Source organism: Rummeliibacillus stabekisii (assembly GCF_007988965.1).
GTDB lineage: Bacteria > Bacillota > Bacilli > Bacillales_A > Planococcaceae > Rummeliibacillus > Rummeliibacillus stabekisii.
The window spans coordinates 258,615-271,297 of record NZ_BJVD01000001.1 but is presented as its reverse complement, the minus strand read 5'-3'; the positions used below and the strand labels follow the sequence as shown (position 1 = coordinate 271,297).

Genomic DNA, 12,683 nt, shown 5'->3' with positions numbered 1-12,683 from the left:
TGGGTTAAATGGCAATGTTCTTACTACACATAAAAGGGTTTGAATTAAAGGACTCAGTGCGATATATCGAACTATTCCAGATCTACATTTTTGAAGATATAAAAAGAGACATTGTCTAATGTAGAACAGACAATGTCTCTTTTGTAGGGCTAAAATTAATTGCATTTATTTTCGTAAATTATTCCAAGAGTAAATAGAAAGATGCACTAGCTGCCGTAATATCCTGACACTAACCATGGGATAACAGAGGCATCTACAATGAAAATGTGACTTAATTCTGTAAAGGTAATATTTATTGCTGTTTCGCTAAAAAGACCGACACTCCATACTACTAAAAGAGCAGCCATGATATGGCCTATTATAAATTAATCTTCTGTAACTTTGTTTTCATGGTGTACTTCAGAAAAGACAAACCAAAAATCATAAGGGTGGGGAAGGCAATTCTATATTAATTTAACTACTCATAAGATTAACTAATAAATATTTGCAAGGAGGCGGCATTGTTCTGCTTAGAAAGATGAAAATTATATTTAGTGGCAGTATCTTACTGTCTATAGGAATTAATTTATTTTTGGCACCTAATCAAATATTGGACGGTGGCTTTATTGGATTATCATTAATTCTCTATTATCTTTACAATTTAACACCTGGATTAATGATAATCATCTTAAGTATACCTGTCTTTATAATTGCTTGGTTTAAAAATCGTGCTTATCTTTATAATAGTATCCATGGCTTAATTATTTCTTCTTTGATGATTGATTTATTTAAGCCTTTACGAGTGCTTATTCGGATGGATGCCATGTTTAGTGCAATAATAGGAGGTATACTTATAGGCCTTGGCATTGGAATCATGTTACGTGCGGGTATCAGTACTTGTGGTAGTGATTTACTTGCTCTCTTTATTAATGGAAAGACCGGTCTAAATGTAGGCCTGCTTATTTTTATCTTTGATAGTTTCGTCATCACACTTGGCGGGTTATTGCTTTCTGCAAATACATTCTTGCTATCGATTGTGGCTATCTTCTTTGCAGGCATGACAACTAGCTTAGTAACAAGTAGAACATTTACCAGAACATTAACGTCTTGAAATTCGCATTTGGCAGGTTATTTCTTAAACAACATATATTGATTTATTTCAATAAGAGTAGCATTATAAGAATATGTGTTCTTTTTAGGACTGACAGTCATAGTTAGGAGAGAGACAGGAGGTTGAATGACAATAGAACAAGTTGTTATACTCGCTGAAAAACCTTCGCAGGCTAAGGCTTATGCAGAGGCTTTTCAAGTTGCTAGAAAAACAAAACATTACATAGAATTAAAACCTTCTCCAGTTTTACCTCATGGAGCAACGATTACATGGGGTATCGGCCATTTGGTAGAACTAAAGCAGCCTGCTGATTATAAAGCTGAATGGAAGCAGTGGTCGCTTTCACAATTGCCCATGATTCCGGATCGCTATGAATTTAGAGTAGGGAAGGGAAAGTGGGAACAATTTCAAGAGGTGAAACGGTTGTTCAAGGAAGCGAGCCTCTTAATTAATGCTTGTGATGTCGATCGGGAAGGTTCTAATATCTTTTATTCTATATTAAAACAGACAGGTGTAAGAAATAAGCCAGTTCAAAGGCTCTGGATTAATTCCTTAGAAGCAGAGGAAATCAGAAAAGGTTTCTCAAACTTACGCGATAACCGAAAAGATCTGTTGCTCTATCAAGAAGCGCAAACACGCCAAATTAGTGATTGGCTAGTCGGCATGAATGCAAGCCGCTTATATACAATGCTTCTGAAAGCAAAAGGGTACAATGAAACGATGTCCATCGGCCGTGTTCAGTCACCAACTGTTTTCATGATTTATCAAAGACAACTCGAGATTGAAGATTTTAAGCCTGCCAAATTTTATGAGCTAACTGGTGAATTTGCTTCGCAGCAAGGAAAATACCAAGGGAAAGCTAATATAAAAAAGGACAAGCGCGAAGAAGTAGAAGAATTGTTGAAGCAAGCAGGAGTGCATGAAAATACTCCGTTGAATGGTATTGTTAAAGATGTAAAGAAAGTAAAGAAGTCCATTAGACCGCCAAAGTTGCATTCACTTTCTACATTACAAGCAAAAGCCAACAAGACGTGGAAATATAGCCCCGCAAAGGTGTTGGAAATTGCTCAATCCTTGTATGAAAAAAAACTGATTTCTTACCCACGCTCAGATTGCCAGTACATTACGGATGCAGAATTTACCTATATCTCAGGAGGGCTATCAGGATATCAACAACTCATCGGCCAGCGATTTGAAGCAACTCATACCAAACCACAAAGAAGGTATGTTGATGGATCTAAAGTGGAAGAGCATTATGCTATTATTCCTACTAAAACGATTCCTACTGCAGCTAAGTTGAACGGGTTGTCGCTTCAAGAAAAAAATCTCTACCTAGAGGTAGTCCGTACGACTATTTCAATGTTCCACCATGACTATCTATATGAAGAGACAACCATTATCACAGATGTAGTTGGTATTGAGTTTAAAACTACAGGGAAAATTGAACTTGTTCGAGGCTTTCAGGAATTATGGCCAGCTCCAACGAAAAAGAAAGAAGAACAGTATTTGCCCAAAGTTTTAAAGAATGAAAGTGTGGAGGCCATTCTTCATATCCATGAAGGTACTACTCAACCTCCAAAACCTTATACAGAAGGCCAACTAATTCAAATGATGAAAACCTGTGGCAAAATAATCGAGGATTCAGGAGAAAGTGATATTTTGAAAGAGGTGGAGGGATTAGGGACAGAGGCCACGCGAGCAGGTATTATTGAAACAATAAAAAAACACGGTTATATTGATGTCGCTAAAAACATTGTTTCCATCACAGATAAAGGACGCATACTCTGTGAAACATTAGAAGGCTCACTTCTCGCAAGTCCATCTATGACTGCTAAATGGGAAAACTATTTGCGTAAAATTGGAAATAATACTGGCACGCAAGAAGCTTTTTTAAACAGTGTAAAAAAATTCCTCCATCATTTGATAGAGACCACGCCTGATAAAGTGGAGAAGACTACAATTCAGATCCCACAAGAATCTTTATGTAAAGAAAAAATAGATATTTTATGTCCACTTTGCCATAAGGGTAAGCTGGTCTCGCAAAAGAATTTTTATGGTTGTTCTCACTATAAAGAAGGCTGTAGCTTAATTATATCTAAAAGAGTGGCCAGCAAAATGCTATCACCAAACCAGATTAAAGAACTATGCCAGAATGGAATCACGAAAGAAATCAAGGGTTTTAAATCAAAAAAAGGTACGACCTTTTCGGCTAAGTTAAAGCTTGAACAAGGGAAAGTAACCTTTGTATTTAATTAGTGGTGGCTATTAAAAGAAAATCGATAGATATTCTGGTCTTTTCATATTTGTTGATTTAATATCATTCAATTGGGTTGACAATTTGAGATAAGTAAGAGATAATATAATTTATGCTGATTAGCTAATTTTAAAGTTATTGGCATTCTACGATGTGTTTTTGAAGATACTTATTCATACTGGCGTGGCTATAGGGCTACAAGGACGCGAAAGTAGGTAGGGTTCGCGTTGCTTAAGTTAGAGAACTTTCCAGTAGGATTTTACCGCGGCAACAGTAAACGTGATAGATATTCCCCGGATGATCGGGTTGAAATAAGAACTTTTTTAAATTAGCTAATAAAATATCAAATCCAAAGGGTATATTTGCCATAACGGTAGATATACCCTTTGTCCAATTTAGGGAGTTTATCCGCATGAATGAATGCTTTTTGCGCATTCTAGAGGTGGAGGTGAAAAACATGGCTAACAACAAAAAGAAAAAGTCAAACAATTTAGACCGAGAGGAATTTGGTTACGGCTATGATTTAAGTCCAGACGATTTAGATGTAATAGGGCAAAATAACTCAGCAAAAGCTAAAAATGATAATGAAAACAAGGATAGACCAACAAATAAAACAAATCCTTCACGTCTCAACGAATAATTAAAAAGTATCCATTTGATTCAATGTGTTATTACAATTAGGCAATTTTTCTACAGGTATAGGAACTCGAAAGTAGTTAGGGTTCGTTCGCATTGCTTAAGTTAAAGGGAAGAACTTATAGCAGGATTTAACTGTGGTATCAGTATACTGATAGATATTTCCGGTTGGCCAGGATAAAATAAGAATTTTTTTTATATTAGCTTATAGAATATTGATTCAAGGGGTATATATGCATAACGGCAGATATACCCCTTGTCCAATTGTGGACATTTATCTGCATGAATGAATGCTTTTCGAGCATTCTAGAGGTGGAGGTGAAGAAACATGGCAAACAATGAAAAGAAAAATTTATCTACCAAGAAAGAAGATCGTGAGGAAACTGGTTTGAGTTTTGATTTGAACCCAGATGATTTTGAGGAAACAAAACATGATAATGCTGCCAAGGCGAAAAGTGATACGTATAATGTAGGTAAACAAACTGAGGCGGATACTACTAAAAACAACGATTAAATAAAAAGTGCCCACTTGATACAATTTATTTATTGTACCGTCTGGGCACTTTTTAGGCTTTTAATATGAAGTAATCTTATTGAAGATAATCAGGGTGATCATATTCTTTAGGCTTTTCAGTTAACTCATCAAAAATTGTTGGTTGTTGTGTTGCAGCATCTGTAGTTGTTTGTGAAGAAATTTCTCGTTGGTAAGTTTCCATTATTTTTTTAAATTCTCCAACAGTTAAGGGCTTGGCTTCATCCATTAATTCGTAACCAAGTAAACCATTGGGTTCAATAGTAGCTGTTTTAATATCTTGATAACGCGATACACCTTGGTTGCGAAGTCGCATTTCCAACTGGTCTATTGTCAATCGAACTTTCTTGATGTTACGAATGTTTAATTTTCCATTTTCAATCACAACTTTGCTTTTTCCCGTAATAAGTTTTTCTATGGCATTAAATTTTAATTGGAGATATTCTAAAAAAAGTACTAATAATACAAGAATTCCTACAGCCATAATTGTATGAGTGACTCCTTGACCTGCAATCGGTTGAACAAGAATTGTTCCAGTAGAAATCATTAAAATGGTGGTGCTTAAGTTCATCTGTGAAATGGATTTTCTGCCAGAAATTCTTAATAAGATTACACCTGATAAAATGAGAAGCAACGTTTTCAAGATTAATGCCACATCATTCACTCTTTTCAATTGAATTTGTCTTTTTAAACTGTGCAATAATTGTATTGCTATACGAATTATGGTTTAGCAGTATTCCTTTGAAATGTTTTTATGTATAATGATGGTGGACTAAAAATATAGAAAGTAGTGATCATAATGGCAACAGCTTCACACACTGTAGAAGTAAATGTTCCACAAAAAGATGTCTGGGAATTTGTTAGCAAAATGGAAAATTGGGCAACTTTAGTGCCTGGCTATAGAGAACATGAAATGATGGATGAGCAACATTCAAATTGGACATTTGCAGGAAATGTTGGTGTATTGAAAAAAGAAGTAAAAGTGGAGATTACTATTACAAGCTGGGATGAGCCTAATAAAATTTCATTTACATTAACAGGTTTGACTGATAAGTTTACTGGTAACGGTTACTTTGAAGGAGAAGCAATTAGTGAAGAAAAAACGAAAATGACTGGTTATCTAGAAGTGAAAGCTGGAGGGTTTGCTGCACCTGTGTTAAACCCGATTTTCCAGGCTGTTCTGCCAAAGGCAACAAGTATGTTGACGAATCGTGTAGCTAATCGAATCGGTTTAGTACACGTATAAGAGAAAACAGTATTTGAAGGTATTACATACACGTATGTATTTTAAAAAAAGAATGGATTGCTTTTAGCAATCCATTCTTTTTTTTGCTTCTGGTGTTTTTTTCTTTAAAATGAACATGATCATGGAAACAATGATCAACATGGGTATTGCGTAAATTTGACCAATAAATAATTTCCAGCCGACTGAATTATATCCTTCAGAAGCTGGGAGGGTGGTACAAATTATACAAACAATCAGATAAGCTAGTACAGGGGGGACAAAGTAATTCATTTTCATATACAACTGCCTCCTAGCCTTTATCGTACTCTAAGTGTTTTCTATTTCTACTATTTTATTCTAGCATATACACTTCGTTCCTGAAATAGAATTTCAATAATATAAAGAAATTAATTATATAAAATTTACCAAAAGAAAACTATGCATTTTGACTTTTTTCACAGAAAATACTCTTTTAAGATGGAAAGTCTGTGAAGAAAGGTGTATTATTCATTATGTAGGTTAAAAGTGGGGAGTATACTCCATTTAAATATTCGAAGCATACTGATTTTCAAGGCGCTTAACATGATTGGCAAACACACTTTTTGAGTGAAAGTGTGTAATTTGGATGTTTTTTGGCATGCTTGGCCAAAAGCGTCTTATTGTTAGATGTCTAAGGATTATCAAGTAATGCTTCTTTAGGTTACTTTGAAATATGTAGTTAATAATAGTTATTGCAAAGGAGAATTGGATATGTCAGAAACGACTAATCAATTACAAGCTGAACAAAAAGCTGTAAGCCAAGAAAAACTGGATGTATTGGATCAATTATTGAAACCTGAGGTACAAGAATCAATCACTGCTTTGGTTAATGAATTGCCAAAATTGACAGAAATGATGACTACTCTTACAAAAGTTTATGACTTAGCTCAATCTTTAACAACAGATGAAGTTTTGAAAAACGATATCGTTGGTGCTGTTAGTGAAATGGCCAACCCAGTAGTAAAATCTGCTAAAGGACTAGCAGCAACAGCAATCGAAGCGAAAGACCGTGCTGATGCTAGCACTGAAACAATTGGCCTTTTCGGTATGCTTCGCTTGATTAAAGAACCCCAAGTACAACAACTTTTCCGTTTTGCGAATGCTTTCATCCAAGTGAACGAAGAACATAAACATTTAAAATAGAATTATTAATTCTGAACATGGAGGATTTATTATGTCAAAAAAAATCATCATTTTAGGCGGAGGATACGGTGGCGTTTTAGCTGCATTAACATTCCGCAAATACGCAACAAAAGATGACGCGGAAGTAACGGTTGTCAACCAATTTCCTACTCATCAAATTATTACAGAACTTCACCGTTTAGCTGGCGGCACAATCAATGAAAAAGCAGTTTCTTTCCCACTTGAAAAACTATTCAAAGGTAAAGACATTGACCTTCACATTGCTAAGGTGACTGAAATTTCTCCAGACGGCAAATTCGTTAAATTAGATGATGGTTCATCTCTTTCTTTCGATATCCTTGTAGTTGCACTTGGCAGCCAAACAGGATTCTTCGGAATTCCAGGACTTGAAGAAAACAGTATGGTACTTAAATCTGTTAACGATGCAAACAATATCTTCAACCATATTGAATCAAAAATTAAAGCTTTTGCAGAAACAAAAGATCCTGCAGATGCAACTATCGTAATCGGTGGAGGCGGCTTGACTGGTATTGAACTTGTTGGTGAAATTATCGACAATATGCCAAAAGTTGCTGAAAAATATGGTGTAGACTTTAAAGAGTTCAATGTAAAATTAGTTGAAGCAGGTCCTAAAGTGCTTCCTGTATTACCAGATACTTTAATTGAACGAGCTACTGAATCTTTATCAAAACGCGGTGTTGAATTCTTAACAGGACTTCCTGTTACTTCTGTAGAAGGTAACCAAATTTCATTAAAAGATGGTCAAGTGATCGTTGCCAATACATTTGTATGGACAGGCGGAGTTGCAGCACTTCCAGTAGTAGCAGAGTCTGGCTTAGAAGTAGATCGTGGTAAAGCAACAATTAATGAGTTCTTACAATCTACTTCACACCCTGATGTATTCGTAGTAGGTGACTCTTCTGTTATGATTCCTGAGCCAGGTGCACGTCCACTATATGCTCCAACAGCTCAAGTAGCATGGCAAATGGGTGAAACAGCGGGTTATAACTTGTTTGCTCTATTGAAAGGTCAACCAATGAAAACATTTGTAGCAGTGAACTCTGGTACACTTGCATCTTTAGGTCGTAAAGATGGCGTAGCAACAGTTGGTGCTAATAACACACAACTTAAAGGTTTGTCAGCTACGTTAATGAAAGAAGCAAGTAATATTCGCTACTTATCACATATTAAAGCATTATACGGACTAGCTTACTAAGCCGATGATAGCAAAACCGACTTCTTTAAATGGAAGTCGGTTTTTTTAAAACAAAAGAAGGTGGAAGAATGAAACAACAAATCACCATTATTGATTATGCCTTTCACGGGCCGATAACCTGTTTTATTCATGTTCAAGGATATGACGAAACAAAAGAACAAAAATTTTCAGGAATGATACGTATGGTGGATGGTACACCATATGGAGATATAATTAGTAAAAACAAGAGCCCTTTATCAGCTGAATGCATTCAGTCTATAAAAGACTATGTTATTCAGAAATATAAAAATGGCTATTTTATATAAGTAAGTTTTAAAGGAGGTAAAGAAATTGAATACATACGGTAGTGCTGGTAAAGAAAAGATTATTAACTCAGCAAAAGAATTTGTATACGCAGAATTGGGTGGAGATAGTAGTGGTCATGATTGGTGGCATGTTCACAGAGTAACAGAATTGGCAAAGACAATTGCTGAAAAAGAGGGTGCAAATATTTTTATATGTGAGCTTGCAGCCTTATTGCATGATGTCGCAGATGAAAAATTAAATAAAGATGAAGAAACTGGAATTAATAAAGTTAAACTGTGGTTGAAGGATAATGGAGTCGATGATGTCACTGCAGCTGACATTCTAGAAATCATTACGACTATGTCATTTAAAGGTGGAACACAGAAAAAAGAAATGAATACACTAGAAGGTAAAATTGTACAAGATGCAGATAGATTAGACGCAATGGGTGCCATAGGTATCGCTAGAGTTATGTGCTATGCGGGCTTTAAAGGTCGACCAATACATCACCCTGATATGAAACCTAGAGATAACTTAACACTAGAAGAATATCGTTCAGGTAAAGATACAGCGATTATGCATTTTTATGAGAAATTACTAAAACTAAAAGACACAATGAATACTAATATGGGCAAGGAACTAGCAGAAGGAAGGCATCTATTCCTAGAAACTTATTTAGAACAATTTTATGCTGAATGGGATGCCAAAAGGTAAATATTATTTGTATTGTTGATAGTAAACATGAGACTACAGCACATTGTAATTTTTTTACAGATGCCTGTGGTTTTTGTTTTTTAACATTATTTCGGCCATTCATAATCAAGCTCTAATCTATGCTAGTTCATCGAGTTTACAATGTCATTTAGCTGCTATTTGTAAATATATTTTTCAAGAAACTATATTAAATATCTTGGTTTTGATAGGAATTTGATAGAATAGCTTATAAAAAGTTCAAAAATTTATTCAAGTTAAATAAATCAATAAATTTGGGTACTTTGGACTAATATATTTTAGTGTAAAATAATGCTATTATATTAGTACTTAGATATGTCACTATAACTCTAGGTAGATATTGAAGGGTGGGAATTCTATAAGTAGAAGTTAGTAAGACAATTACTGGATTTTATTTGTTTGTACTTCTATTTGGAATAATAAAGGGGATGAGAGAATTATGTCTGTTCAAAAGAAAATAAGTGTAGGATTTATTGCTTTATTACTCTTTCTACTGATTTTGATGGGTGTAAATGCAAATAGAATGAACAAATTGGTTGGTTCGTTTAATGAACTAATCAATACAAATATACATACGATTAACCAAATCAACGCAATTAAATCAAATCTTGCCTTTGAAGGTTTATATGTGAGAAGTTATTTGTTAGACAGCAATGCATCAAATAAGCAAAAATTATTGTCTTACCAAGAAGCAACAACCAAATCGATTAATGATTTAAAAAAGAATGCTAATACTAAAAAGCTTCGTGACTATTCTGAGATGATGAATGACTTAACAACAGATTACAACAAAGTTATTGATGGGATTGTTCAATCTAAAGAACAAAATATGGATGATAATGCAGCATCACAATTAACGAGTGCAGAATCTGCTAGCCATGATTTAATGGGGATTGTAGCATCAGCCGATAAGTATGAACAAGACTCGTTGAAGGCTGCACAAGATCAGGTAGATTATATCGCAAAAAATGCGAAAATTTTAAACTTTGTAATAGCGATTCTCGGTATTTTAACTGCCTTGCTATTTATTAATAATGTAAGAAGAATCATTGTTAAGCCACTGTTGGATGTCGTTAAAGGTGCACAACAAATTGCAGCAGGTGATTTGTTGCAAGATGATATTCCTATAAAATCTAACGATGAAGTAGGGAAATTGGCTGCTTCTTTCAATGAAATGAAAAAGAATTTGCAAGGTATTATTCGGCATATTGCAGCAGGGTCTCACCAGCTCTCATCTTCGATTGAAGAATTAGCTGCATCCACAGAAGAAATTTCACATGCCGCAGATAAGGTTTCAGATAATGTTGATGAAACATCCCGAGGAGCACAGGACTCGGTAGATGTAGCTCAGGAAGCAGCGAAAGCCATGCAAGAAACATCACTTGGTGTTCAGCGGATCGCAGAGGCTTCACAGACACTCTTTGATCGAGCTAAAAATGCAACAGAACTAGCAAATCAGGGCGGTAAAATCTTAAATGTTGCGAAGAACCAAGTTCAGTTAATTTCAGATTCTACTAATCAGACAAATAACTTGATTATCGGTTTGAAAAAACAAGCTGAAGAGATTCAGCATATGACGAATTTAATAACGGATATTGCAGAACAAACTAACCTTTTAGCTTTAAATGCAGCTATTGAAGCGGCAAGAGCTGGTGACCATGGTAAAGGTTTTGCAGTAGTAGCGGATGAAGTTCGAAAATTAGCAGAAGAATCCAAGAACTCTGCTGTACAAATTGTAAAACTAACTACCACAATCCAAATGGACACTGAGACAGTTGCAAAATCGGTAAATTCGAATCTTAAAAACGTAGACGAAGGTGTTCATATAATAACGGATGCTGCAAACTCTTTTGATGATATAGTAGAGTCAGTAGATGAAATGACGACACGCCTAGAAGATGTAACTACAACATCAGAGCAACTTTCAGCTGCTGCTGAAGAAGTTACCGCATCTGTAGAAGAGATAGCCACACGAGCAGAAATGTCTGCCACCTCAGCAAAAAATATTTCTGGTTCTGTGGAAGAGCAAAATGCAACACTGCAAGAAATTAATGGAGTTGTACAAGAACTTAATAAACAAGCGACAGGTCTCCAGGATTTGACCTATAAATTTAGAGTATGATCAATAGTGCAATAGTTAAATACTGAAGAAAAAGAAAACTTCGTGAGATATTATCTTCTTACTAGGTTTTCTTTTTTTACTATATAGGATTGGTGAAAAACATGTATAAGAAGATTCCTTAATAAAACAAGTATATGTTATTAGGAGATTCCAATCGTAGTTTATTATTTTTACGTTCAACTTATAATAAGAAGAAAAATTTATAGCCTTTCTTTCTCAACCGTTGTTTATAAAAAATATGCATTTTATAGCGTATACAATACGCCTTGTAGAATTATTAGAGACTTTAACTCATCAGCGTAACAAGGCATATTTCTCATAATAACCATTACAAAAATGCATGATAAAACATAAGATAATATACTGTACATTATAAATAAAAGGTGTTAGTCTTGATGTAATCTAATTGTGAACAAATATTGAGCGTTTTCCTCAAAATAAAGATTAAAATAGTGATTTTTGTTTGACAAGGAATTAACTATTATATGCTCATTATATAAAAAGGAGTTTTAAACAATGAAGTTATTAGCACCTCAACCATTTACATTAAAAGGGGACCACAGAGCTGTCTTATTATTGCATGGTTTTACAGGAAGCACAAAAGACGTTAAAAAATTAGGTCAATTTTTAAACAAGCAAGGCTATACTTGTCATGCGCCAATGTATCGTGGTCATGGGGTCAGCGCTGAAGAAATCTTGAAATATGGTGCGAAGTATTGGTGGGAAGATGTAACACGGGGATATCATCACTTGAAAGAACTTGGCTATCAGGAAATTGCAGTAGCAGGTATTTCTTTAGGTGGAGTCTTCACCTTAAAAGTAGGAGCAGAATTTCCTGTTAAAGGTGTGGTATCAATGTGTGCACCGATCAAACGTAAATCAAAAGAAGGTCTTTTCGAACGCTTATACAATTATGCGCAAGTATATAAAAAACTAGAGGGTAAAGACGATAATCAAATTCAAATTGAATTAGACGCATTAAAAGCTATGCCAAGACAGGCTTTGGATGAGGTCCAAAAGATGATTCAGCATACTTCTGATGAAATAGAAGAAATCCATTCACCTACATTAGTACTACAAGGCAAATTGGATGACTCTTTATACCAAGAGAGTGCACCATATATATATGAAACTGTTGAAGCAGATGAAAAAGAAATCATCTGGTATCAAAATTCTGGCCATATTATAACTTTAGGTAAAGAACGTGAAAAAGTGTTTGAAGATACTCTACATTTCCTTGATGAATTAGATTGGTCTACAGAAGCACAAATTCTTCATGCCTAGTATTATAGCGGTGAAAATATTTATACAGAGAAAGAACATCACTTTTATAACGTGATGTTCTTTTTTTATATAAAGAGTCATCAAAAAGCCCTATTATTTCAGAACATTCGTTTGCTACATATATG

The 12,683-nt window shown here is 34.8% G+C and carries 13 protein-coding genes; 11 read left to right on the top strand and 2 right to left on the bottom strand.

Going from position 1 to position 12,683, the window contains the following annotated elements; genetic code table 11:
- The first annotated feature begins 517 nt into the window (after positions 1 to 517).
- The 4 genes from RST01_RS01325 (at position 518) to RST01_RS01310 (ending at position 4,494) form a co-directional block, all read left to right on the top strand.
- Positions 518 to 1,090: a YitT family protein gene (locus tag RST01_RS01325; RefSeq protein WP_147195058.1), complete on the top strand. Its 573-nt coding sequence runs from the start codon at positions 518 to 520 to the stop codon at positions 1,088 to 1,090.
- Between the two features lie 126 nt (positions 1,091 to 1,216).
- Entirely contained in the window at positions 1,217 to 3,346 is a 2,130-nt protein-coding gene (locus tag RST01_RS01320; RefSeq protein WP_147193537.1) for a type IA DNA topoisomerase, read from the top strand.
- Positions 3,347 to 3,801: 455 nt separating this feature from the next.
- Entirely contained in the window at positions 3,802 to 3,984 is a 183-nt protein-coding gene (locus tag RST01_RS01315) for a hypothetical protein (protein ID WP_147193536.1), read from the top strand.
- 324 nt (positions 3,985 to 4,308) lie between these two features.
- Positions 4,309 to 4,494 carry a hypothetical protein gene (locus tag RST01_RS01310; RefSeq protein WP_147193535.1) on the top strand — a complete coding sequence of 62 codons (186 nt, stop codon included), beginning with the start codon at positions 4,309 to 4,311 and terminating at the stop codon, positions 4,492 to 4,494.
- Positions 4,495 to 4,570: 76 nt separating this feature from the next.
- Here the strand turns inward: RST01_RS01310 and RST01_RS01305 are convergent, their stop codons facing one another.
- Positions 4,571 to 5,167, bottom strand: coding sequence for a DUF421 domain-containing protein (locus RST01_RS01305; RefSeq protein WP_184117492.1), 597 nt, complete (start codon positions 5,165 to 5,167; stop codon positions 4,571 to 4,573).
- A gap of 144 nt (positions 5,168 to 5,311) precedes the next feature.
- On the opposite strand from RST01_RS01305, the gene RST01_RS01300 reads away from it, so the two are divergent.
- Complete coding sequence (locus RST01_RS01300) at positions 5,312 to 5,758, top strand: SRPBCC family protein (protein ID WP_147193534.1); 447 nt, start codon at positions 5,312 to 5,314, stop codon at positions 5,756 to 5,758.
- Between the two features lie 63 nt (positions 5,759 to 5,821).
- Here the strand turns inward: RST01_RS01300 and RST01_RS01295 are convergent, their stop codons facing one another.
- A complete protein-coding gene (locus RST01_RS01295) occupies positions 5,822 to 6,028 on the bottom strand; it encodes a DUF4017 family protein (RefSeq protein WP_147195054.1) in 207 nt (68 codons plus the stop codon).
- Positions 6,029 to 6,487: 459 nt separating this feature from the next.
- Between RST01_RS01295 and RST01_RS01290 the strand changes: the two genes are divergently transcribed.
- The 6 genes from RST01_RS01290 to RST01_RS01265 all read left to right on the top strand — a co-directional run bounded on the left by RST01_RS01290 (position 6,488) and on the right by RST01_RS01265 (position 12,558).
- Complete coding sequence (locus RST01_RS01290) at positions 6,488 to 6,919, top strand: helical membrane plugin domain-containing protein (protein ID WP_066786888.1); 432 nt, start codon at positions 6,488 to 6,490, stop codon at positions 6,917 to 6,919.
- A gap of 31 nt (positions 6,920 to 6,950) precedes the next feature.
- Positions 6,951 to 8,135 carry an NAD(P)/FAD-dependent oxidoreductase gene (locus tag RST01_RS01285; RefSeq protein WP_147193533.1) on the top strand — a complete coding sequence of 395 codons (1,185 nt, stop codon included), beginning with the start codon at positions 6,951 to 6,953 and terminating at the stop codon, positions 8,133 to 8,135.
- Between the two features lie 68 nt (positions 8,136 to 8,203).
- Positions 8,204 to 8,440 carry a hypothetical protein gene (locus tag RST01_RS01280; protein ID WP_147193532.1) on the top strand — a complete coding sequence of 79 codons (237 nt, stop codon included), beginning with the start codon at positions 8,204 to 8,206 and terminating at the stop codon, positions 8,438 to 8,440.
- Between the two features lie 25 nt (positions 8,441 to 8,465).
- Complete coding sequence (locus RST01_RS01275; protein ID WP_147193531.1) at positions 8,466 to 9,134, top strand: HD domain-containing protein; 669 nt, start codon at positions 8,466 to 8,468, stop codon at positions 9,132 to 9,134.
- A gap of 457 nt (positions 9,135 to 9,591) precedes the next feature.
- On the top strand, positions 9,592 to 11,274 hold the full coding sequence (locus RST01_RS01270) for a methyl-accepting chemotaxis protein (protein WP_066786897.1): 1,683 nt from the start codon (positions 9,592 to 9,594) through the stop codon (positions 11,272 to 11,274).
- 516 nt (positions 11,275 to 11,790) lie between these two features.
- Positions 11,791 to 12,558, top strand: coding sequence for an alpha/beta hydrolase (locus tag RST01_RS01265; protein WP_147193530.1), 768 nt, complete (start codon positions 11,791 to 11,793; stop codon positions 12,556 to 12,558).
- The last annotated feature ends 125 nt before the right edge of the window (positions 12,559 to 12,683 follow it).